Below are 21,963 nucleotides of genomic sequence, written 5' to 3'. Positions count from 1 at the left end.
TACGCATGCCCATGAACGATCCTCATGGGCATTTTCATAAGTTGTAGCGAAATATACTCAATTGTTATTAGCCATAATATTTAAGTGGTTATTCTGTAACGAAAAAACTTGATCTGTGTCAACATATGACGCATATTGCGTGCGGTTATTTTTTCGGCTCTGGTATACAGAATGACGTTGTATCAAAAGATGTTAGTTTTTTACGCAATCATGGCTTCCATCTGCGCATTAATTACCTGGTTCCTTTCTAAAGATCGCAAGCGCATTCGCCTGCTTAGCGCGTTTCTGGTAGGGTCGACCTGGCCGATGAGTTTCCCCGTTGCGCTGCTGGTCTCGCTTTTCTGAAGCATCCTTCCATTTTTAAACGATGAATATGGCATTCCGGTTATGATGACTGTATAAATAAACAGTGCATCGTAAAAGGAGTGCTTATGAACAGTTTTTACTCGCAGCATGCGGGTTGCACCGTGCGCTGGCATGATTTGCCCGGCTCTGGCGATCCCGTAGTCTTCATCCACGGATTGGGCTGCGCCTCTTCCTATGAATACCCCCGCGTCGTTTGTGACCCGCTGTTTGGCGCGCGCAGAGCGATTCTCATCGATTTGCCCGGCAGCGGTTACAGCGATAAACCTGACCATTACAGCTATAAAACCACCGACCAGGCACGCGTTGTGGCGGAACTGATTGACCATCTTCAGCTGGATGCCTTTTGGCTATATGGCCACAGCATGGGCGGCAGCATTGCTATCGAAACGGCAGGGCTGCTGGCAGCACGCATAAAGGGGTTGATGGTGTCAGAGCCCAATTTTCATGCGGGCGGGGGCATGTTCAGCCGATCTATTGCAGCGCAAACTGAACAACAGTTTCTGGAACAGGGCTATAACGCCATGCTCGGCGCAGAAACCACCGCGTGGGCAGGGTGCCTGAAGAGTAACGCGTCATATGCCGTCTGGCGGGGCGCATCGAGCCTGGTGGCGGGCGTTGAGCCGGACTGGGAAAATCAATTTTTGTCGCTGCCTTGCCCGGTGACGTTGATTTTCGGTGAACTCTCACTGCCGGATGATGATGTGGACAATCTGAAGCAGAAGGGCGTTGAGGTAAAAATTATCCCTGCGGCGGGGCATTCCATGTCGTGGGAAAACCCGTCCGCACTGGCGCAGACGTTAGCCGAGTGTATGGCGGCGTGATTATTGTGCAGTTTATTATCGTTGCGGAATGTTGGCCGGGTAAGCGCAGCGCCACCCGGCAAAAAAGGCGGTTACATGATTAAAGTCCGTAGTGCCCGACGTGCGTCAGGCTGAACATCATGCGGATGCTGATAATCAATGTTCTCTATTGCCCGGCTATAGAGTGCGACCAGCCAGTCGTAAACGTACGCGGTGGCCGCATGGACCGGCTGTTCCCCCAGGCGCGTCAGGCGCGGTGCGGCACTGCTGACGACGGGCGTAACAAAGATTGCCTGACCTTTGCGGATGCGGCTTGCGGGGCGCTCTGCTGCAGGTGACTGGTCGTAACCCAGCCAGCCAACGAAATTCCCCATCACGGCGTGCAGCTGCGCCGCGCTGCTTTTATCCGCTTCAACAATTCGCTGAAGCTGTTGCGGCAGATTAAGCCGATAGCTGGTTACCACCAGTACATCCGCGATTTGCTGCAGTACCGCAGGCTCCAGCCCAAGACGGGCGGCCGTAGCTTCATTGCGGCTCCACTGGCGCAGATGATTTATCCATACTTTGTGCGCCAGACGCGCGTTGTCTTTTGTCTGGAACCGTCCTGCGCTTTCCTGGGCGTTATCGGCGAACAGATCGATGGTGTCCGTAAACAGTCCGTTCACCTGCTCCTCGCGCGGCTGCTGAACGGCGAGCAGCGTTTCAAAGGCTTTCAGCGGCGGGAGCAGGCCCTCAAGCAGCTCGCCGTGACGGGCAGCGCTGCTTTGCAGCGTGCGCACCATGTTTTCGGCCTGAGCGCGTCGCGTACCCGGTTCCTCAACCAGCGGCGCCAGGTAGCTTTGCATCAGCGACGCGATCTCCTGCCGCAGCAGGTTTTTCAGCGTGCCGAGACGCTTCTGCCGCTGTGCGGATAGCGTCGCCTGAGACAACCACTCAATGACGCGCTGCATGCTGTGGCTGTCCAGCGCCTGCAGTGTTCCCCAGCGCAGGCCTGGCTTGCCAAGCAGATGCTGTACGGCTTCATCGAGATTCTGTCGGGTGGTGAAGCGAGCGTCATGCGGGGTGATCGCCCACACCAGACCCGGCAGGGCAGACTCCTCGGCAGGCTGGGTCTCTTTTACCCAGTTAGTTAACACTTTTGCTTTTTGGGCAGTCTGCTCGTGCTGCGCCGTCGCATTGCAGATCACCAACACATCCGGCTGGAGCTGCTGGCGGTAATGTTCAAGCAACCACTGGCATTTAGCCTGTACTAAAGGATCGGCACTGTGGTCTTCAAAGACCGGAATATCAATGATATCAACATTATCCAGCGCACCGTTCTCAACCGGCAAGGCCAGCTCGCGGGTCAGGAAAGCAAGCACGTCGACCGGGATGCTGATGGCGTTGAGCATTTCACCGTTGTTCAGCGGATGCAGCAGCGTCTCCTGAGACTCCTGCTGGGTTAAGGTGCCGTGCGTCAGGAAGCCTTCGCCGGGCAGGCCAAAGCTGTCCACCAGCAGGCTCAGCGGCGCAGCCAGCTCACCAACATGGCTGGTCTGATGCAGCACGTGGGCAAGCTTCAGCCACTGCTGGGTTAACTCCTGTTGCTCGCCCCACAGCAGCGACCAGACGCTGGCGCGGGTGCTGAGATCGAGCGATGGCACCAGTTGGGCAAATTCATGCCACAGGGCATCGTCAATTTGCTGTTTTGCGGCGGGTACGGTGCTTTGCCAGAAGCGGGCAATCGCACCCACTTCCTGAGCGGTGATGCCGGGCACGCCCTGCGGCTGGCGCAGGCCGCGCCATTTCTCCAGACGCGTCTCAATGACCGCTTTATCCACCGCGCGCATCTGCGGGTGCAGCGTCGTGCGGGCAATAAACAGCTGTACCAGTTCGGCCTCGGTGACGAGGCTCAGACGTAGCGGAAACGCCTCATCCGCTACCTCCGGGATGTCGCGGGTGAAGCGCACGGCCATGTTGGTCAGGGCATGTCCCGGATTGATATGCGAAAAATAGTCAAAGGTGCGCTGGCCCGGCGTCACGTTCAGGCGCCCGTTACCGCTGCCGCACAGCGACAGCAGCAGGTGTGCTTTGGCGCTCTGAGAATGACCGTAAAGCCCAATGCTGCTACGGCGGGTCAGGGCGCGTTCAATGGCCTGCTCCCGCGCCTGCGCCGCGTTGATGCGAGCAAGCAGGGCGTCAGCATCGTTATCCAGCACAGGGGCGTTCAGGCGCGTCTCGTTAATCCACCCAATTAAGGCCTGAGTGGTGGTCGTCGTCGCTGTCATTTCAGGTATACGCTCCCGCTGTCGATCCAATAGTGGCTGCCGCTGTGTCGGCGATCGGCCAGAGTATTCAGTTTGAAGGTTAACGCGTCAGGCGCTACCGGCGTGCCGTCCTGTAGCCAGGCATCGCTCAGCTCGAAGGCCTCCGGGCCCTCCTGCTTGCTGCCGCCGCAGAGCTTAAGCCGCACGTTCAACACGCCGTCGCCGGCAATCGCTTTTGCCAGCTCAGCCGAGTTGATGCTGAGCGTATAAAGCGGCGTAGCGGGCCAGCGCGCGTTTGCCAGCTGGCGGAAGCCGAGGGTGACGTTGCCGCGCAGCGGGAAGTGCAGACACGCGTCGAGCTTCGCGCCCGGCTTATCCAGGTCGATATCCTGATACCAGACGTTTTCCTCGCGCAGGGTATTGACGGTATTATCCAGCACGCCGAGATAACGAACGGTGGAATACGCGCCAATGTCAGCGGCTTTGAAGTTGAAGCGCGGCAGACGCAAATCGAGCGCCAGACTGCAGAGCATGGCCCCCACCGCGGCGGTCGATTTCGGGTTGCCTATGCGCCCCTGCTGGCTGAACGGATACCACTCGTGCACCTGGTATTTATCCAGCCAGACGATGCGATTAACCGGCACCGGCTGCAGGTGACGAATCAGCGCCTGAACGCCCGGCAGGCAGCCTGGACGCCCGGTGATCAGCAGAATATCGCAGCTGTAATGGGAAATCGCTTCACACACAGCGTGGAGCGGCGAGGTCAGCGTAAACTGACCGGCCAGCATTGCATCCTGCATTTCGCGGAAATTCACGTGCAGCGGCACAGCGAACAGGTCGAAGGCTTCTGAGCCCGCCGGCAGGGCATGATCGATCGCCTGCTGGAGATAATTCATCACGTTGCGGGTCGGCTTCTGCGGCAACAGATCGCCGAAGGTGGCATGCAGGCCCGCCAGCGGATCGTCAACGTCGCTGGCTTCCCACGCAGAAAGAATGGCGTGGCCAATTGGCATAAAGAGCTGAAGCGCCGTTTGCTGGCGCAATACCGCCTGGGTATCAATACGTCCGGAGTCGCCGAACAGCGACGCCATCAGCAGCGAGGCGTCCGCAATGCCGGATTTCTGCAGCTGCGTTTGCAGGGCGGGCAGGACATAGCGCTGAATCACGTCCAGCAGGGTATCGTCGCCCGCCACTTTAAACCCTTCGCGGAACAGCAGCTGCGGGGTAATTTTGACGTTATTACCGGAGCCGTCATCAAGCTGGTAGTGGGTGATCGCCATATCCGTGGTGCCCCCGCCGATGTCGATAGAGGCGACGCGTAAAGCGCGGCCCGGCTGCACCCCCGGCTCGGGTTCACGATCCGTGCGGGCGAGGGAGGCGAAAAAGGCTTCCGTCTGGCCGCCAAAACGGGAGATCGCTTCGTTATACAGCCAGACCAGCTGACCGCAGCTGGCTTCATCCCACTCCATCTGGATCTCAGGGACCGGCACCACGCTTTTTTCCTGCTGCTTGCGGGTGGCAAAATCTTCATCCTGCGGGTGCCAGCCCATCGCTTTCCAGACGATGGCAATGGCTTCAAACATGCGGCGACGGAAAATCTCGCGCTCCTGCTTCGGCATAGCCGAGGGCAGGGTCAGTACCAGCGTGCGCAGCTGGCGCGGCGAGGCCGGGAAGCCCAGCCGCAGGCGCGTGGCGACGCTGTTGATCTGACCCAGCGCCTGCGCCAGCAGCTCGCACAGCATGTGCGTCATCAGCGTGCTGCGGCTGTACTGCGGCGAAAAGACCGGCAGCCGTTCGTCCTGCGGTAGCGTAAACAGCGGTTCACCGTCATCGTTCATCAGGTTCATCAGCGGAAACGCCGTGGCGAGCGGTTCACGCTGGGTTTTGCCGTTCATCTGGCTAAAGCGCCAGTCCTGCACGACCGGTGTTTCATCCCACAGGTAGCGACGCGGGCTGGAGATGCCGCTGTTACCTTCGGTTCCCAGACGCTGCATCGCCAGCTTGCGGGCTTCATCACCCACGCGAACAATCGACGGCCAGACAAACGCATCTTCGCGACCGCTTTCCACCGAGAAGTGCTGTTTGCCAAAGCGCGCTTCGGAGAACTCAAGACGGCTGGTGAACAGGGGCTCGTTGAGGAACTGCGGCTCGCTTAACGAACGAACCTGCAGCTCGGCGGTCTGCCGAAGCCCATCGTTTGCATCACCGTGGTCTTCAATAATCACGCCGCAGGTATGGGTGTTGCCCACGTCGAGGATCAGGTCGACCGGAATGGCAGGCGTGCTGAGCGTATGGGTGACAAATTTCACTTCTGGCACGGTGAGCTGTTCACCGAGCATGGTCAGCAGGTTGAGCCAGTGGGCCTGATATTCAAAACTGCGCATTGCCTGATGCAGGTCTCGTTCAGAGCGGTTTTCAACGCCGTCGGCATACTGGGTAAACGCCTCGCGCAGCCAGCCGTCAATCCAGGTCTGGTCGAGGAAGCTTTCAACCTCATTATCCCGCCAGGCCAGCGCAAAGCGGGTTCCGTTCAGAATATCGTTTTCAACCGGGGAGAGGGCGGAGGTGGCATGTTCCGCGATCTGGCTGTCGAGCGCGAGGGTGACGCGGTGCGTGTTGCCTGCCGTGTCGGGTTTATCGAGCTTGCGCACCTGAACGCGCGCCCAGTTATCCGGTCCTTCCACAAAGGTCCGCGGCGGGTTAAAGCGCAGGAAGGGAACGGGAAGCCAGACGCCGTCAAGCACGGCAAGGGACTGATGCAGCGGGATCGTCGTTTCCGGCTTAACCACTTCAGGCTGCCCGCCGTTCGTCCCCGGCAGGGTATAGCGCCCGTTCACCAGGTCGAAATCGAGTCGCAAAAGGGGGCCGTTCGCGGTTTTACGTACGAAGCGTCCGTTGCTGGCGGTGTCCTGTGGCGTCAGACCGAAATCCAGGAACTGCACGCCGCTGTTGGCAATAAGCGTGACGCTTTGTTTATAGTCGCAAAGATTTACCAGCATAGGATCAGGCACCTGCTTTCTTGAACGTCAGTGGAACGACGGTGTTGGCATCATAACGCGCGCGACATTCTGCGATATCGCTGGCCCCGGCTTTACAGGCGACTTCCGGCATCGGGTAGCGGGAACCGTCGGTGCAGCGGGCGGTGCCGCGACTCTTAATCATCAGCTCTCCATTGCTGTGCAGCCCGGAGAAGATCTCCGCGCGGCAGACAACGTTGTCGCCGTGCACGATGCGGGCGAAACCTTTATTGTTCTGGATTTGATAGCGCATGGACGGCGGCTTGCCGGTGACCGGATCTTTCACGTCGAGAACCGCTCGCCAGGTACCGTTCAGGAAGCGCGTTGACCCGGCTTTCACCTGACTGGCTTCCATCACCATGGCATCTTTCGGGATTGGAACAATCACCACCGGCGCGGCTTCAGGCGCAGGAGCGGGTTCTTTTTCTTTACTTGCTACGACCTCAGCCTGATGCAGCGGTAAATTCATGGCCAGCGGCTCCACCGCTTTAATCGGCTGTGGTGCAATAGCCACGGGTTCTGGAGCCGGTGCAGGGACGGGCTCTGCCGAAGGGCCCTGTTTTGGCCACAGCAGCGGCGCGGCAACGGCTGCCACAATCACGGCGGCAACCGGCAGCGTCCACAAGGGGACGCGGCGCTTTTTCGTGACGGCAACAGGCGCAGGTTCCTGAGCAGGTTGCGCAACAACCGGCGCGGGCTCCGGCTCATACAGTTCTTCCGGCGTAATGCGCACGGAGGCGACAGGGGCTACCAGCGGCTCGTCTGCTTTTTCAAAGGTAATAACGGGTTGGGGCTCAGGCTCCGGCTCGGGATCTTCAATCACAACGGGCGCGGGCTCGGGGATCAGCGATTCGCGCAGGCAGTCGAGGACATCGTCGCGCGCATTTTCGTTCAGGTTTACAAACCCCCAGAAGCTGATGACCGGCTTTCCGTCTACCAGGAAGAGGAAGTTTTCACCCGGGAACTGAAACGCCTTCGACAGCAGAGAACCAAAAAGCTGCTGCGCGGTTTTAGGCGACTGTAGGCATTTCTTACTTAACGACTCCACGCTGGCGAGCGTATTTTCCAGATAGCGCAGGGCGCGATAGCGGTCATCTTCATCGGCCGCTTTCCAGCTGGTTACGCTCCCTTCAACAGGAGAATACCAGTCCACGCGGTCACCGCTGTCGTTGATCTGAGGAATAGCCAGACAGTCCACAATGGCCTGCTGTTTGCGCAACCGGAGCGCTTCCCGGATTTGTAACGCTGATTCAAAAACGGCCTGTCCGCCGCCGCCAACGGCCTGAAAATCATCCAGATTACCGCTGCGTAAAAGAGTTTTTGCCACGATTTGATCCCATATACTTCTTCACACCGTTACTTTAACGAAATGAGGAAGCAACCAAACGGAGGAAGAGACGCTAAAAGGGCCGATTTCTTGCGGCATAGAAAATGACGGTTGTGCTTGACGAATAATGGCCCTTAAGGCAAATCACGGTTTTGTGCGCTGACGGTTAAATCAGCAAAAAACGCGGCTTTAGAATAACCTGATAGTGTTTCGTTATTTGCCAGGTCATAACGGCTGTGCTGTTATTACTGACCTATATAATAAAACTGTCAGGGTTATAACCATGTCTACAGGGAAAACACTGCTCGCCCTTGCGCTGAGCGCTCTTTTACCAGCCGGTGCCGCATGGGCGGCAAACAACGACACCCTTATCTACTGCTCGGAAGCCTCCCCCGAGTCGTTCAACCCGCAAATCGCCAGCTCCGGCCCGTCTTTTGTCGCCAGCTCTCAGGTGCTGTACAACCGCCTGATCAATTTCGACCCGGTGAAAAATACCCCGGTCCCGTCTCTGGCGGAATCCTGGACGATTTCACCGGACGGCAAGACCTATACGTTTACCCTGCGCAAAGGGGTGAAGTTCAACAGCAACAAATACTTCAAGCCAACCCGCGACTTTAACGCCGATGACGTTATTTTCTCTGTGATGCGTCAGAAAGACCCTAAGCATCCGTACCACAATGTCTCGCAGGGCAACTACGAATACTTTAACGACGTTGGGCTCGATAAGCTGATTCAGGACGTTAAAAAGGTTGATGATTACCACGTCCAGTTCACCCTGAGTGAACCAAACGCCGCATTTCTGGCCGACTGGGGGATGGATTTCGCCTCGATTCTTTCCGCCGAATACGCCGATGCGATGCTGAAAAAAGGCACGCCGGAGAATGTGGACACCTGGCCAATTGGTACCGGGCCTTATGTGCTGCAGCAGTACAAGGTAGACTCGCTGATCCGCTACGTCGCTAACCCAAACTACTGGGATGGCGAGGTGCCGACCAAACATCTTATCTTCTCCATCACACCAAACGTGGAAACCCGCCTGGCGAAATTGCAGACCAACGAATGCCAGATTATTCCTGCGCCGTCTCCGGTCCAGTTTGACGTGATTAAAAAGAACAAAGACCTGACGCTGCACTCGGTCGATGCCCTGAACGTCGGCTATCTGGCGTTTAACACCGAGAAAAAGCCGTTCGATAACGTGCTGGTGCGCCAGGCGCTGAACTACGCGACCGACAAGAAGGCTATCGTTAATGCGGTCTTTATGGGATCTGGCACGGTGGCCAAATCGCCGATCCCGCCAAATATGCTGGGCTTTAATAAAGACCTGAAGGACTACGGCTACGATCCTGAAAAAGCGAAAGCGCTGCTGAAGCAGGCGGGTCTGGAGAAGGGGGCGGAAGTCACGCTGTGGTCAATGCCGGTTCAGCGTCCGTATAACCCTAACTCGCGTCGTATCGCGGAGATGATCCAGAGCGACTGGGCGAAAGTCGGCGTGAAGGCCAAAATTGTCTCTTACGAGTGGGGGGAATATCTCTCCGGCATGCGTAAAGGCGAACATGATTCCGCGCTGTTTGGCTGGATGTCCGATAACGGCGACCCGGACAACTTCGCCGACGTGCTGCTGGGCTGCAACAGCATTAAAACCGGATCAAACGCCGCGCGCTGGTGCGATAAGGGTTATGATGCTCTGGTGCAAAAAGCGAAGTTGACCAGCGATCCGGCCGAGCGTGCGAAACTGTACGGCCAGGCGCAGGAGATCTTCTACCAGCAGGCGCCGTGGATCGCGCTGGCAAACGGCAAAACGTTTTACGCGACCCGCAGCAACGTGACCGGATACAGCGTGAGCCTGATGGGCAGCGATTTCTCCAAAGCGAAGCTGAACTAGTTTGTTGCCCGGTGGCGCTGCGCTTACCGGGCCTACGGTTCCCCTGTAGGCCGGGTAAGGCGTAGCCGCCACCCGGCAATTAACAAGGAGTGACAATGTCACATTTAAATGAAGTTACCGCCCGTGTGGATGCCGCCATTGAAGAGAGCGTGATTACCCACATGAATGAACTGCTGATTGAACTGAGCGATGATGCCGATCTCAGCCGTGAAGATCGCTACACCCAGCAGCAGCGTCTGCGTACCGCGATTTCACACCACGGCAAGCAGCATAAGGAGGAGATGGACGCGCGTGAAGAACAGCTGACCAAAGGCGGCACCATACTGTAACGATCAAAACTGGCGTCGCGCCACCAGCCAGGCCCCCACGACCAGCATCACCGCGCCGCACGCCGGGCCGATCAGGGCGCGCAGCGGAACGCCGTGGCTCCTCAGTACGTCCAGAACCAGCCCGCCTATGAGCTGGCTTGCCACCAGCACGGCGATGGTCGTCGCCGCGCCCACGTTCTGGTAGCCGCTAATGCTGGCAAATACAAAAAACGACCCCAACAGCCCCGGGATCAGCGTCCACCAGCGAATCGTTGCGGCCAGCTCGCTGAATCCGGCGACGCCCTGCTTCAGCAGCAGAATACTGACAAACAGCACAATACCGACCAGGGAGTTCAGCAGCATCGCGATAAGAATGGTGGAGGAGGACTGGGTGATACGCACCATTAAGGTGTTTTGCACCACCAGACCGATCCCCGCCGCCACCAGAAACGCCAGCGTCAGTGACTGATTCATGGGATAGCGTCCGGATCGCTGCGCTCGTCCAGCTGAAGCTGCATAAAGGTTAAGTCCAGCCAGCGGCCAAACTTGGTGCCCACCTGAGGCATCTGCCCCGTGGTGACAAAACCGAGCGTTTCGTGGAGGTGAATTGAGGCCTTATTTTGCGCCTCAATGCCGGCCACCATCACGTGTTTGCCGATGATGCGAGCCTCCTTAATCAGCGCCTTCATCAGTGTGCGGCCAATCCCTTTGCCCTGATGGGCCGGGTGGACGTAGACCGAGTGCTCAACCGTATGACGGAAGCCGTCGAAGGCGCGCCAGTCGCCAAAAGAGGCGTAGCCGGTGATAACACCGTCTTCTTCACTGACCAGAACCGGGTAACCCGCAAGCGTGCGGGCCTCAAACCACGCGATTCGGTTATCGGTATCGACGGTTTTATCGTTCCAGATTGCGGCAGTATGCAGTACCGCGTGGTTGTAGATCTCTCCTATCGCGGCGCAATCTTCCTTGCAGGCATGACGAACGATCATGATTAACCCTCTGTGTGTTGTTCACTATAGTATTACGTTATAGATACGATATTACACAACTGCTTCCTAAGAGCGCTACGTCATAAAGCCTGTTTTTTTGTTATTAGAACCCCATTGAAATGCCGTCCATACACTATAGTATGACGTCATGAGCACAATAACAGACACAATGAATCAACGCATTAGCGCCAGAATTCGCCTTGAACGCGAGTCTCGCGGATGGTCTCTGAGCGAGCTGGCTGAGCGGGCAGGCGTTTCTCGCGCCATGATCCACAAAATAGAGCGTGGAGACAGTAGCCCGACGGCAACCCTTCTGGCACGCCTGTCCGGCGCGTTTGGGATCAGCATGTCAACGTTGATTGCCAGAGCCGAGATGCAGGAGGGAAAACTCCTGCGACTGGCAAACCAGCCCGTCTGGCGCGATCCCCAAACGCACTATCTTCGTCGCCACGTTTCCCCGCGTACCGATCTGCCTATCGACCTCGTCCAGATTGAACTGCCAGCGGGGAGCGACGTCCCGATGCCGGCGTCGTCCTACGCGCTGGCGCGTCAGCTGATCTGGCTGCAGTCCGGCGAGCTGGTATTCCAGGAGGGCGATACCCGCCACGAGATGAAGGCCGGAGACTGTCTGGAGCTGGGGCCGCCAAACGACTGCCGTTTCATCAACGAAACCAATGAAACCTGTATCTATCTTGTGGTCCGGCTTAACCAGTCTGCCTCGTAATGTTAAGGCGATAATGCCGATCGTGAGCCAGGCTGTAATGACATTTGTACCAGAAGGAGTTCCTGATGAATCAATCTGTTTCGCAAAATCGCCGCTGGGTGCTGGCCTCTCGTCCACAGGGTGCGCCGGTGGTGGAGAATTTTCGTCTGGAAGAGCAGCCTGTTCCTGCACCTCAGGCGGGGCAGCTGGTGCTTCGCACCGTCTGGCTTTCGCTGGATCCTTACATGCGGGGGCGCATGAGCGATGCGCCATCCTATTCTCCGCCGGTGGAGATTGGTGCGGTGATGGTGGGGGGAACGGTTAGCCGCGTTGAGCAGTCAAATCATCCCGACTTCAAAGCCGGGGAGTGGGTGCTGGGCTACAGCGGCTGGCAGGAGTACGAACTGTCAGACGGCAGCGGCCTGGTGAAGCTGGGCGAAAATCCGTCACATCCTTCCTGGGCGCTGGGCATTCTTGGGATGCCGGGTTTTACCGCCTATATGGGATTGCTGGATATCGGGCAGCCTAAAGCGGGCGAAACGCTGGTGGTGGCCGCGGCGACGGGCCCTGTGGGCGCGACCGTTGGGCAGATTGGCAAAATTAAAGGCTGCCGGGTGGTTGGCGTAGCCGGTGGGGCAGAAAAGTGCCGCCACGCCGTAGAGGTTCTCGGGTTTGACGAGTGTCTGGATCACCACGCGGCGGATTTCGCTGAGCAGCTGAAACGCGCCTGCCCGAAAGGCATTGATGTCTATTTTGAAAACGTCGGTGGGAAAGTGTTTGACGCCGTGCTGCCGCTGCTGAATACCTCCGCGCGCGTGCCGGTGTGTGGCCTGGTGAGCGGTTACAATGCAACGGGCCTGCCTGATGGGCCGGACCGTTTGCCGCTTCTGATGGGCACCATTCTGAAGAAACGCATTCGGATGCAGGGCTTTATCATCGCCCAGGACTACGGTCACCGCATTCATGAGTTTCAGGAAGCGATGGGGCGCTGGGTGCAGGAGGGCAAAATTCACTATCGTGAACAGGTGACGGACGGGCTGGAGAACGCGCCTGAGGCGCTGATTGGCCTGCTGGAAGGAAAAAACTTCGGCAAAGTCGTGATTCACGTCGCGGGTGACAATAAATAAACAGCACTATGGCGGGGTTTCCCGCCATATTTATTTGTGAAGATACGATATATTGTCTTTAATTAACGGACATGGCTTTTCGCGCCATCATCCCGGATGAGCCCGAAACCGATAAAAAAACACATTTTGCATTTTTGGCTGTTTTACGTACTTCCCACCACCAGGCATGACGATACAGGATATATCGGACCAGCGTCGTTTTATTAAAACAGACGTTTATAAATAGCATTAAGTTTTAGCTACAGGAATTGAACATGCTTGATTTGGATCACTTAGAAAAAGCCCAAAGGATCAGTCTTACCATGCAAGTTGAACTCAGTTTGAAAGGAGCGTTAATTACGGGCTCCCTTAAACCTGGTGCACGACTGATTACGAAAGAGATCGCCGATAAATTAGGAACCAGCATTACCCCAGTACGCGAGGCGCTGCTGCGTCTGGTGTCAGCAGGGGCATTACATGCCACGCCAGCACAGGCATTTCTGGTGCCGGAGGTCACGCTGGACCGTTATAACGAAATCAACGCTATTCGCAAGCAACTTGAGCCCATGGCGGTTGCCGCAGCCTGCCAGAATATGTCTGAACAAAAGCTGGAGACGTTGCGCAAATTGTCGGAAGCGTTTCATGAGGCCATGCGCAACGGAAACGTGCAGCAGGCACTGCATGCGAATCGCGTTTTCCGCTTTACGCTTTACCAGTACGCGGAAATGCCCACGCTTAATGCGTTAATTGAACAGCTTTGGGTGCGCATCGGGCCGTGCATTAACTATCTGCACCAGGAGCTTAATGACATTAAAGAAGCGACGTATCACTATGACGAGTTGCTTTCAGCCCTGGAACGCCGGGATGTCGACGCCAGCCAGAAGGCAATAGAAAAGTTGATTGATGAAGCGAATACGCTTTTACAGCGACAATATTTTAACTGAGAGATTATTTAACAGAGCGACTATATACGCTATCCAATTATTTATATGGTGAATAACTCCTGATGGCATATTGCCATCAGGAGCGTTATTTTCTTTATAAAATAAACTTTACTTATTTCTTACTCGAATCGATAAGAGACAGACAGCCCTACGCCGTAGTTGCGGCCCGGCGCGGGCTCGTAATACCGCCCGTTGGATTCATTAACAATAACTGAGCCGACGTACTCTTTGTCGAACAGGTTATCTACGCGGCCAAAGACGTCCATCCCCCAGTTACCATAATTGAATTTGTACCCGGTATTCAGCCCGACCACCGTGTACGACGGCGCTTTCGCCGTGTTCTCGTCGTCGGCCATGATATCGCTCATGTAGCGCACGTCCGAGCCCGCGTACCAGCCTTCTTCAGGCTGCCAGCCAAATGACGCGTAGCCCATATTGCGGGCAATGCCCGGCATGCGGTTGCCGTTACAGTCTGCGTCGCCGCAGACGTTGGTGCGGTAGGTGGCGTCCAGATAGGTCCACGCCATTTTCAGCTTCCAGTTTTCAGCAAACTGCTGATCGAGAGACACTTCGACTCCCTGACGACGGGTTTTCCCGGCATTTTTATAGCTTGTCCGGCCGCCAGCGCTGGCATCCACCACGATCTCGTCATCCGTATCGGTGCGGAACAGCGCTGCCGTCAGCAGGCCATTGCCGATGCGGGTTTTGCTGCCCACCTCATACGTGTTGTTGGTGGACGGCTTCAGGCCAATGTTCAGGCCGCCCTGGTTATCGGCGCGATAGGAGAGCTCGTTGATGGTTGGCGTTTCGAATCCACGTCCTGCGGCAGCGTAGAGGTTCCATGCGTCCGTCACCGCATACTTCACGGCGCCCGCCGGGAGCCACTTGTGATAGCTCGCATCACCGCTGTCGTCGCCGTTGCCCGGTGTAACGTAATGGTCGTTGGAATCAAACCAGACCGAGCTGTAACGCACGCCCGCATCGACGGAGAGTTTCTGCGTCAGCTGCCAGCGGGTCTGCAGGTAAGGGTCAACGTTCCACATCAGGTTACGTTCGTTCCGGCGTTTATCACCTTTCACGCCGTAGTCCGGCACCCCGTTGTTCATCACGAAGTTCTCGTACCCACGGCGGTCTTCACTCATGTTTTCATAGTTCAGACCGGTGGTGAAGGTGACCGGCACCAGCAGCTCGCCGCGGTGCGTCCAGCGGGTATCAACCCCCTGATAGTGACGCTGCATATCGATCACGCCGCCGGAGTGAGAAGGCCTCAGCTGCGGCTGGTAGGGAATCGACTGGTACTGCGTCATTTCACGCTCGCCGGCGTACATCATCACGCTGAGATCGTCCTGAGCACTAAGCTGTCGGTCATAGCGCAGCCCCGCCTGGGTCTGCTTGATGGTCTTGCGCGTGTTGTACTGATCGCCGCGCGGGGACTGACGCGGGTTATCCTGCCACTCCTGATAGCTCAGCCCGCCCGGATCGTTGGCCTTCATATCCACGCTGTTGAAAACCAGCGTCAGCTTGCTGGCGTCGTCAATGCGTACGCCCAGTTTGGCGTTAGCGAGATTCTTCCGCGCGCCGCTGTGGTCGCGGTAGCCTTTGGTGGTGAAGCGGGTGGTGGATACGGTGTAATCCACATCCCCCGCGTGGGTGCCGTCACCCATCGCGCCGGTGGCTTTCATGCCGTAGCGCCATGTCCCGTAACTGCCGTAATAGCTGCTGGCTTCAATGGTTGGCGGCTGCTGTCCGGTCTGGGTGTTGATGTTAATCACGCCGCCAGAGGCGTTGCCGTACAGGGCAGAGAAGGGGCCGCGCAGCACCTCAACGCTGTCAATGCTGGAGAGATCGATGTTGGAGGTCTGGCCCTGTCCGTCCGGCATGGTGGCAGGAATACCGTCGACATACATGCGGATGCCACGCACGCCAAACGTTGAGCGGGCGCCAAACCCGCGCATCGAAAGCTGGAGATCCTGAGCATAGTTCTGACGGTTCTGAATCTGTAGTCCCGGAACGCTGCCAAGCGATTCGGAGAGATTAATGCGTGGCGCGGCGTGGCGCATATCATCGCCATTCACGACGCTGACCGCCGCCGGGGTATCAAGCTCTGATACGGTTTGCGGCGCGGCGCTGACGATCATGGTCTGTTCCTCGGCGCTCATTGCACTCAGAGGTGCAAAAACAACGGGAACCAGCAGCAGCGGGAGAGATGCCTTACGGGCAGATATGATTTTCATGAGTAAAACCGGTTGTGATGTATAAACGAACCAAATGGAACATGTCCATACATGTTAAAGGTTTTGTAAATGTTTTGAAAACTATAACCGCACATTGCGTTAATGAAAGGCAATACGGAAAAGAAAAACTCCACATTCAGCTCATTAATGATTACTATTCTCATTATCAAAAGGCGATGCCATGACGTTGCCTGCCGGAAGTGATGTCAGCGGAAACCCCTCTTTTCAAAAAAGGAATTGTTATGTCTTTACGCCATCTGTGCTCGCCACGCCTGAGTACGTCTCTGCTGTCTGCCGCTTTACTGTTTGCCGGAACCTTCCAGGCGCATGCCGCCGAAGAGATGCTGCGTAAAGCGGTGGGTAAAGGTGCCTATGAAATGGCGGTCAGCCAGCAGGAGAACGCCCTGTGGGTTGCGACGTCGCAAAGCCGTAAACTCGACAAGGGTGGCGTTATCTACCGCCTCGATCCTGCCACGCTGGAGGTGACGCAGGCCATTCACAGCGATCTCAAACCGTTTGGCGCCACCCTCGACGGCGCGACGCAAACCCTGTGGCTGGGTAACACGATCAACGGCGCGGTGACGGCCATTGATGCGAAAACGGGCGACGTGAAAGGGCGTTTGGTGCTTGATAGCCGTCAGCGCAGTGAAACCGTCAAGCCGCTGCAGCCGCGCCAGTTGGTGGCAGATGATGCGAGCAACACGATTTACATCACCGGTGTCGGCAAAGAGAGCGTGATTTGGGTCGTGGATGGCGCAACGCTGAAGCTGAAAGAGACCATTGCCAATACCGGCACATACAGCACCGGTCTGGCGCTGGATGCTAAAGCGAAACGCCTGTATACCACCAATGCTGACGGCGAACTCGTCACCATTGATACCGCCACCAATAAAATCCTGAGCCGTAAAAAAGTGCAGGACGACGGTAAAGAGCACTTCTACCTGAACCTGAGCCTCGACACCGCCGGCCAGCGCGCGTTCCTGACCGATTCAAAACAACCGGAAGTGCTGGTGGTGAGCCTGAAAGACGGCAGTGTGATCGAGAAAATCGCCGCGCCGGAGTCCCTGGCGGTCCTGTTTAACCCGGCTCGCAATGAAGCCTACGTGACGCATCGTGAGGCCGGTAAGGTGAGCGTGATTGACGCGAAAACCTACAAAGTAACGAAAACGTTCGATACGCCGGTCTACCCGAACAGCCTGGCGCTATCGGCGGATGGCAAAACGCTCTACGTGACGGTGAAGCAGAAATCTACCCGTCAGCAGGAAGCGACCCAGCCTGACGACGTGGTGCGTATCGCGCTGTGATATAAAAAAGGGAAGGCAGATGCCTTCCCTTTTTAATGCTTAATTGGTGCTTAACGCGAGGTCTCTTCCACCAGCGGCGCGTCGTGTTTTTCATCATCTGGATGAACCGGCGCGGTGCTGTGAATTTCGTGAACGCGCTTACGCACGCCAAACCAGCCAGCGATCAGCAGCACGGCCAGCAGCGGGATGGTGGCGATGGTGTAGGTACCGTTCGGGTAGTCGAACGCCATCAGAACCAGCACGCTGAACAGGAAGAGCAGGGTGAGCCAGGAGGTCACCGGGGCGCCCGGCAGCTTAAAGCTGACGTCAGCGGCTTTGCCTTCTTTAATGGCTTTACGCAGACGCATCTGGCAGACCACGATGAAGCCCCAGGAGGCGATAATCCCGAGTGCGGCCACGTTCAGCACGATCTCGAAGACCTGAGACGGCACCAGGTAGTTCAGGAACACCCCGAAGACGTACACCACCAGCGTAGCCAGAATGCCGGCGTACGGTACGTGCTGCTTGCTCATTTTCGACATGAACTTCGGCGCGGAACCGCCCATGGACATGGAGCGCAGGATACGTCCTGTAGAGTAAAGGCCGGAGTTCAGGCTGGAGAGCGCCGCCGTCAGCACAACGATGTTCATGATGCTGCCCACGTAAGGCACGCCGAGCTTAGAGAAGAAGGTCACAAACGGGCTCTGACCGGCCTGATAGGCGTTCCACGGCAGCAGCAGAACCAGCAGCACCACGGAACCGACGTAGAACAGACCGATACGCCAGATCACGCTGTTAATGGCTTTTGGCACCATGGTTTGCGGGTCTTTACATTCACCCGCTGCGGTACCGACCAGCTCGATAGACGCAAAGGCAAACACCACGCCCTGAACCAGAACCAGCGCAGGCAGCAGGCCGTGCGGGAAGAATCCGCCGTTATCGGTTATCAGGTGGAAACCGGTGGCATTGCCATCCAGCGGCTTGCCGCTGCCGAGGAAGACCGTACCGACCACCAGGAAAATCACAATGGCGAGCACTTTTACCAGCGCAAACCAGAACTCCATCTCGGCGAACCACTTCACGCCGATCATGTTCATGGTGCCGACAATGGCCAGCGCGCCAAGGGCAAAGACCCACTGCGGCACGTCACCGAACGCGCCCCAGTAGTGCATATACAGCGCAACAGCGGTGATATCAACAATACCGGTCATCGCCCAGTTGACGAAGTACATCCAGCCGGCAACGTAGGCCGCTTTTTCACCGAGGAATTCTCGGGCGTAAGAGACGAAGCTTCCGCTGGAGGGGCGATGCAGTACCAGTTCACCCAGCGCGCGAAGAATGAAGAAGGAGAAGATCCCGCACACCAGATAAACCAGTGCGAGAGCCGGGCCCGCCATCTGCAGACGTGCGCCAGCACCTAAAAACAGACCCGTACCGATAGCGCCGCCGATGGCGATCATTTGAACCTGACGGTTGCCCATCGCTTTGTGGTAGCCCTCTTCGTGGGAGTTCAACCAGCGACGTTTCGCAGCATGATGATCGGCTGCGCTTTTATTGCTTGTTTTCATTGAGTTACCTGTTTGCCTGTCTGAACCATTATCGTGATAGTCCTGCCTGGCAGAAAGCAATACAAACGATTGCTTCTGCGCAAACACATGCCGCCTTCCCAGTCATTCTGCGTATGGATAAGGCGAAACATGGCGAGGCATCCTACCTGCAATTCATAAGCGACGCAAAATATAACCGTGCCGAAAGTGATGCACGTCGAAGGAAATCGTGTGGTCAGAGCAGACAAGGATTACAACGCGCTGAATCGTGGTGAGTTTTTAGACAAAACAAACAGTGAAGTGCTGCTTTAATCATCAGAAACCCTTAATAATTACGTTGAGGTAGAGCGCCAGGAGGTGGCGCTTCGCTGGCGTTTCATTAACAAAACTAAAACGATATGATGCGATCCCTTTTCTTCAGCACGATCGGGCGGAACGGTGAAAATCAATATTATCGGTACCAGCGGAAGTGGAAAAAGTACGCTTGCCAGACGCATCGCGACGGAGCTGTCGCTCCCGTATATTGAGATGGACAGGTTGTACTGGCGCCCTGACTGGCAGGGCACACCGGATGAAGTGCTGCTAAATACGCTGGCGGATACGCTCGCTGCCACGCCCGGCTGGGTGCTTGACGGCAACTACAATCGCACGCGCCCGGTGAAGTGGCGTGATGTAGATGTGGTCGTGTGGGTGGACATCGGGTTTACCCGTACGCTCTGGCAGGCGGTCACGCGCGCGTTCACACGCGCATGGCACCAGCAGGAGCTTTGGCCCGGCACCGGAAACCGTGAAAGCTTTCGCCGCTCATTTTTCAGCCGGGAGTCCATCATCATCTGGACAATTAAAACCTGGCGCAGCAACCGCGAACGCTACGAAGCCGACATGAAAAACCCGCAGTACAGCCATATCAAGTTTGTCCGAATCACCCGTCGTCAGGAGGCGGATGCGCTGATTTCATCGCTGAAATCACACCCTTAGCAGGGTCATGTATATCTGATTTCCGGCAAACCAAATGTAAATTAATTGTTTCTCTGTGGTGAAATACGCCTTTAATAATGTCGACATGTTAAGTCAAACGAGAACGCAACATGTCATGGCGAATCAGCATTCTTGACAAAAGCCCCATCGCTGAAAACGAAACGGCAGCCGATGCACTGGCGCGCACCCTGACGCTGGCGCAGCAGGCAGAAAGTCTGGGCTATCACCGCTTCTGGATTGCCGAGCATCACAACACGCCACACCTTGCCAGCCCCTCGCCGGAACTGCTGATTGCCTGGATCCTTGGGCAAACCACGCGCATCCGCGTCGGTTCCGGCGGCGTGATGCTCCAGCACTACAGCCCCTATAAGGTAGCCGAGAATTTCAACCTGCTGGCCGCGCTGGCGCCCGGTCGCGTGGATCTCGGCGTCGGAAAAGCCCCCGGCGGGCTACCGCTCTCGACCCGCGTGCTGCAGCAGGGTCTGCATCAACAGGAAAAAGGCAGCTTTGCCGAACAGCTGGCCCAGCTCGATCGCTGGATCCGTCCTGAACGTCAGTCTGCCGATGAAGCCGTTCGCGCCACGCCGCTGCCACCGGTTCCTGCTCAGGGCTTTTTGCTGGGCGCCAGCATCGAAAGCGCGCTGCTTGCCGCCTCGCTCAACTGGCACTTCGTCTTTGCCGCACATCTCAACGGTGACCCGGAACTGCTGCGCGACGTGGTAACGACCTGGCGTAAGAACAGCGCGCGGGAGGTGATTGTGGCGGTACAGGCGATTGTTGCGCCGACGCAGGCCGAGGCAGACGCGCTGGCGCAAAAGGTCGAAGTGTGGGGCGTTGAGCTGGAAAATGGCCAGCGTGTCACCGTGGCCAGCGAAGAGCAGGCCTACGCCTTTGCGCGTCAGGCGGGAAGCGAGCCGGTTCGCATTGCCCGTCGGGCCCAGTCGCTGCTGGCGGGCACGGCTGAGTCGGTGCTGGAGCAGCTCAACGCGCTGCACCAGCTGTGGGGCATTGACGAATTCATCATCGACACGCCTGTCGCGGAGGGAGCAACGCGCGTCGCGTCGCTGCGTCTGCTTGCCGAGGCGCGTCTTAACAGGGAGGTCACCGTATGAGCTTTAGCGAACAGCTGATAGCCTGGCGCCGCGAGCTGCACCAGAACCCTGAGCTGTCCGGTCAGGAAGTGGAAACCACGGCACGCCTGCGCCAGTGGCTGACGAATGCCGGGATTACCCCACAGCCTTACGACCTGTCGACCGGGCTGGTGGCAGAAATCGGCTCGGGCAACAAACTGATTGCGCTGCGGGCAGATATTGATGCTCTACCGATTGAGGAGCGCAGCGGCGTGCCGTTTAGCTCGCAGCGTGCAGGCGTGATGCACGCCTGCGGACACGATATCCATACCAGCGTGATCCTCGGCGCCGCGTTAAAGCTAAAAGAGCGTGAAGCCTCGCTCAACGGCCGGGTGCGTATCCTCTTCCAGCCTGCCGAAGAGAACTTTGGCGGGGCGAAGAGCATGGTGCGGGCCGGTGCCCTGCGTGACGTCAGCGCGATTTTCGGCATGCACAATGAGCCCGGCCTGCCGGTCGGTGAGTTCGCCACCCGCGGCGGACCGTTCTATGCCAACGTCGACCGCTTCGTGATCCGCATCACCGGCAAAGGCGCACACGCCGCGCGCCCGCACGAAGGCAACGACGCCATTGTGCTGGCGAGCCAGCTTGTAACGGCGCTACAAAGCGTCGCCAGCCGCAACGTCAATACGCTGGATTCAGTGGTGCTGAGCGTGACGCGCATTGCTGGCGGCAATACCTGGAACGTGCTGCCGGAAAGCGTCGAGCTTGAAGGCACGCTGCGCACCCACCGCACGGAGGTGCAGCAGAACGTGAAGGCCCGCGTGGGCGAAATCGCCGCCGGGTTTGCCAGCGCCTTCAGCGCACAGATTGATATTACCTGGTATGCCGGACCCACCGCGCTGGTGAACGACGAGCGCTGGGCCGATTTTGCCACCTCGGTTGCCCGCGAGGCGGGGTACGAAACCCGGCACGCGGAACTGCATATGGGCGGAGAAGATTTCGCGGTTTATCTGCAGTCTATTCCCGGGGCGTTTGTCAGCATCGGCAGTAATAGCCCGTTTGGTTTACACCATCCGGCATTTAATCCGGACGAAGCATTAATTGAGCCCGCTGCCCGCTATTTTGCACAGCTTGCGGAAAAAGCGCTGCAACACGTTTAATTC

Annotated in this window: 18 protein-coding genes; 11 read left to right on the top strand and 7 right to left on the bottom strand. The window is 57.2% G+C overall.

Translation table 11 applies throughout. The annotated features are described in order from the left end of the window. The first annotated feature begins 171 nt into the window (after positions 1–171). Together AC4ICF_RS12390 and AC4ICF_RS12385 are read left to right on the top strand one after the other, a co-directional pair. Entirely contained in the window at positions 172–345 is a 174-nt protein-coding gene (locus AC4ICF_RS12390; RefSeq protein ID WP_013096478.1) for a GhoT/OrtT family toxin, read from the top strand. Between the two features lie 86 nt (positions 346–431). After that, complete coding sequence (locus tag AC4ICF_RS12385; RefSeq protein WP_316379234.1) at positions 432–1,187, top strand: alpha/beta fold hydrolase; 756 nt, start codon at positions 432–434, stop codon at positions 1,185–1,187. 71 nt (positions 1,188–1,258) lie between these two features. Here AC4ICF_RS12385 and AC4ICF_RS12380 read toward each other — a convergent pair whose 3' ends face one another. Genes AC4ICF_RS12380 through AC4ICF_RS12370 form a run of 3 tightly spaced genes read right to left on the bottom strand, consistent with a single transcriptional unit; the run spans position 1,259 to position 7,756 of the window. After that, complete coding sequence (locus tag AC4ICF_RS12380; protein WP_316379233.1) at positions 1,259–3,433, bottom strand: virulence factor SrfC family protein; 2,175 nt, start codon at positions 3,431–3,433, stop codon at positions 1,259–1,261. After that, complete coding sequence (locus AC4ICF_RS12375; protein ID WP_439209808.1) at positions 3,430–6,411, bottom strand: virulence factor SrfB; 2,982 nt, start codon at positions 6,409–6,411, stop codon at positions 3,430–3,432. Before AC4ICF_RS12375 ends, AC4ICF_RS12380 begins: the two co-directional genes overlap by 4 nt. A 4-nt stretch (positions 6,412–6,415) precedes the next feature. Continuing rightward, positions 6,416–7,756, bottom strand: a complete 1,341-nt coding sequence (locus tag AC4ICF_RS12370; protein WP_316379231.1) for an SrfA family protein — start codon at positions 7,754–7,756, stop codon at positions 6,416–6,418. A gap of 283 nt (positions 7,757–8,039) precedes the next feature. On the opposite strand from AC4ICF_RS12370, the gene AC4ICF_RS12365 reads away from it, so the two are divergent. Both AC4ICF_RS12365 and AC4ICF_RS12360 read left to right on the top strand, forming a co-directional pair. Continuing rightward, the gene (locus AC4ICF_RS12365) at positions 8,040–9,638 is read left to right on the top strand and encodes an ABC transporter substrate-binding protein (RefSeq protein WP_316379230.1); all 1,599 of its coding nucleotides are present in this window, start codon (positions 8,040–8,042) and stop codon (positions 9,636–9,638) included. A 95-nt stretch (positions 9,639–9,733) separates the two neighbouring features. Beyond that, complete coding sequence (locus tag AC4ICF_RS12360) at positions 9,734–9,967, top strand: YdcY family protein (RefSeq protein WP_116339629.1); 234 nt, start codon at positions 9,734–9,736, stop codon at positions 9,965–9,967. 3 nt (positions 9,968–9,970) lie between these two features. Here the strand turns inward: AC4ICF_RS12360 and AC4ICF_RS12355 are convergent, their stop codons facing one another. Both AC4ICF_RS12355 and AC4ICF_RS12350 read right to left on the bottom strand, forming a co-directional pair. Further along, positions 9,971–10,420, bottom strand: a complete 450-nt coding sequence (locus tag AC4ICF_RS12355) for a DMT family transporter (protein ID WP_192982093.1) — start codon at positions 10,418–10,420, stop codon at positions 9,971–9,973. After that, complete coding sequence (locus AC4ICF_RS12350) at positions 10,417–10,935, bottom strand: GNAT family N-acetyltransferase (protein WP_316379229.1); 519 nt, start codon at positions 10,933–10,935, stop codon at positions 10,417–10,419. The genes AC4ICF_RS12355 and AC4ICF_RS12350 overlap by 4 nt, the downstream gene beginning before the upstream one ends. 148 nt (positions 10,936–11,083) lie before the next feature. Here AC4ICF_RS12350 and AC4ICF_RS12345 point away from each other — a divergent pair, with 148 nt between their 5' ends. The 3 genes from AC4ICF_RS12345 (at position 11,084) to AC4ICF_RS12335 (ending at position 13,688) form a co-directional block, all read left to right on the top strand. Continuing rightward, complete coding sequence (locus tag AC4ICF_RS12345; RefSeq protein ID WP_116339635.1) at positions 11,084–11,659, top strand: helix-turn-helix domain-containing protein; 576 nt, start codon at positions 11,084–11,086, stop codon at positions 11,657–11,659. 65 nt (positions 11,660–11,724) lie between these two features. After that, entirely contained in the window at positions 11,725–12,765 is a 1,041-nt protein-coding gene (gene curA, locus AC4ICF_RS12340; RefSeq protein WP_163329576.1) for an NADPH-dependent curcumin/dihydrocurcumin reductase, read from the top strand. Between the two features lie 254 nt (positions 12,766–13,019). Further along, positions 13,020–13,688 (top strand): GntR family transcriptional regulator, encoded by a 669-nt coding sequence (locus tag AC4ICF_RS12335; RefSeq protein WP_116339639.1) that lies wholly within the window; start codon positions 13,020–13,022, stop codon positions 13,686–13,688. Positions 13,689–13,807: 119 nt separating this feature from the next. On the opposite strand, the gene pqqU is transcribed toward AC4ICF_RS12335, so the two are convergent. Further along, the gene (gene pqqU / locus AC4ICF_RS12330; protein WP_316379227.1) at positions 13,808–15,922 is read right to left on the bottom strand and encodes a TonB-dependent receptor PqqU; all 2,115 of its coding nucleotides are present in this window, start codon (positions 15,920–15,922) and stop codon (positions 13,808–13,810) included. Between the two features lie 242 nt (positions 15,923–16,164). On the opposite strand from pqqU, the gene yncE reads away from it, so the two are divergent. Next, positions 16,165–17,226, top strand: a complete 1,062-nt coding sequence (yncE, locus tag AC4ICF_RS12325) for a 7-bladed beta-propeller protein YncE (RefSeq protein WP_163329574.1) — start codon at positions 16,165–16,167, stop codon at positions 17,224–17,226. Positions 17,227–17,276: 50 nt separating this feature from the next. Here yncE and ansP read toward each other — a convergent pair whose 3' ends face one another. Next, complete coding sequence (gene ansP / locus AC4ICF_RS12320; RefSeq protein WP_032640809.1) at positions 17,277–18,773, bottom strand: L-asparagine permease; 1,497 nt, start codon at positions 18,771–18,773, stop codon at positions 17,277–17,279. A 417-nt stretch (positions 18,774–19,190) separates the two neighbouring features. Between ansP and AC4ICF_RS12315 the strand changes: the two genes are divergently transcribed. From AC4ICF_RS12315 to AC4ICF_RS12305, 3 genes are all read left to right on the top strand, one after another. After that, positions 19,191–19,730 (top strand): AAA family ATPase, encoded by a 540-nt coding sequence (locus AC4ICF_RS12315; protein WP_116339645.1) that lies wholly within the window; start codon positions 19,191–19,193, stop codon positions 19,728–19,730. A 110-nt stretch (positions 19,731–19,840) separates the two neighbouring features. Further along, positions 19,841–20,842 (top strand): LLM class flavin-dependent oxidoreductase, encoded by a 1,002-nt coding sequence (locus tag AC4ICF_RS12310; protein ID WP_192982109.1) that lies wholly within the window; start codon positions 19,841–19,843, stop codon positions 20,840–20,842. After that, the gene (locus AC4ICF_RS12305) at positions 20,839–21,960 is read left to right on the top strand and encodes an amidohydrolase (RefSeq protein WP_116339649.1); all 1,122 of its coding nucleotides are present in this window, start codon (positions 20,839–20,841) and stop codon (positions 21,958–21,960) included. Before AC4ICF_RS12310 ends, AC4ICF_RS12305 begins: the two co-directional genes overlap by 4 nt. Positions 21,961–21,963 lie beyond the last annotated feature (3 nt).

The sequence above is a fragment of the Enterobacter sp. ECC_219_Taxon_10 genome, assembly GCF_058354905.1.
This window is presented reverse-complemented; position numbering and strand designations above follow the sequence as displayed.

Bases quoted from the DNA above. Each gene is read 5' to 3' on its own strand.
- yncE (WP_163329574.1), top strand. From the start codon at position 16,165: ATGTCTTTACGCCATCTGTGCTCGCCACGCCTGAGTACGTCTCTGCTG.
- AC4ICF_RS12345 (WP_116339635.1), top strand. From the start codon at position 11,084: ATGAGCACAATAACAGACACAATGAATCAACGCATTAGCGCCAGAATT.
- ansP (WP_032640809.1), bottom strand. From the start codon at position 18,773: ATGAAAACAAGCAATAAAAGCGCAGCCGATCATCATGCTGCGAAACGT.
- curA (WP_163329576.1), top strand. From the start codon at position 11,725: ATGAATCAATCTGTTTCGCAAAATCGCCGCTGGGTGCTGGCCTCTCGT.
- AC4ICF_RS12360 (WP_116339629.1), top strand. From the start codon at position 9,734: ATGTCACATTTAAATGAAGTTACCGCCCGTGTGGATGCCGCCATTGAA.
- AC4ICF_RS12350 (WP_316379229.1), bottom strand. From the start codon at position 10,935: ATGATCGTTCGTCATGCCTGCAAGGAAGATTGCGCCGCGATAGGAGAG.
- AC4ICF_RS12385 (WP_316379234.1), top strand. From the start codon at position 432: ATGAACAGTTTTTACTCGCAGCATGCGGGTTGCACCGTGCGCTGGCAT.
- AC4ICF_RS12335 (WP_116339639.1), top strand. From the start codon at position 13,020: ATGCTTGATTTGGATCACTTAGAAAAAGCCCAAAGGATCAGTCTTACC.
- AC4ICF_RS12390 (WP_013096478.1), top strand. From the start codon at position 172: ATGACGTTGTATCAAAAGATGTTAGTTTTTTACGCAATCATGGCTTCC.
- AC4ICF_RS12375 (WP_439209808.1), bottom strand. From the start codon at position 6,411: ATGCTGGTAAATCTTTGCGACTATAAACAAAGCGTCACGCTTATTGCC.
- AC4ICF_RS12365 (WP_316379230.1), top strand. From the start codon at position 8,040: ATGTCTACAGGGAAAACACTGCTCGCCCTTGCGCTGAGCGCTCTTTTA.
- AC4ICF_RS12305 (WP_116339649.1), top strand. From the start codon at position 20,839: ATGAGCTTTAGCGAACAGCTGATAGCCTGGCGCCGCGAGCTGCACCAG.
- AC4ICF_RS12380 (WP_316379233.1), bottom strand. From the start codon at position 3,433: ATGACAGCGACGACGACCACCACTCAGGCCTTAATTGGGTGGATTAAC.
- AC4ICF_RS12355 (WP_192982093.1), bottom strand. From the start codon at position 10,420: ATGAATCAGTCACTGACGCTGGCGTTTCTGGTGGCGGCGGGGATCGGT.
- AC4ICF_RS12310 (WP_192982109.1), top strand. From the start codon at position 19,841: ATGTCATGGCGAATCAGCATTCTTGACAAAAGCCCCATCGCTGAAAAC.
- pqqU (WP_316379227.1), bottom strand. From the start codon at position 15,922: ATGAAAATCATATCTGCCCGTAAGGCATCTCTCCCGCTGCTGCTGGTT.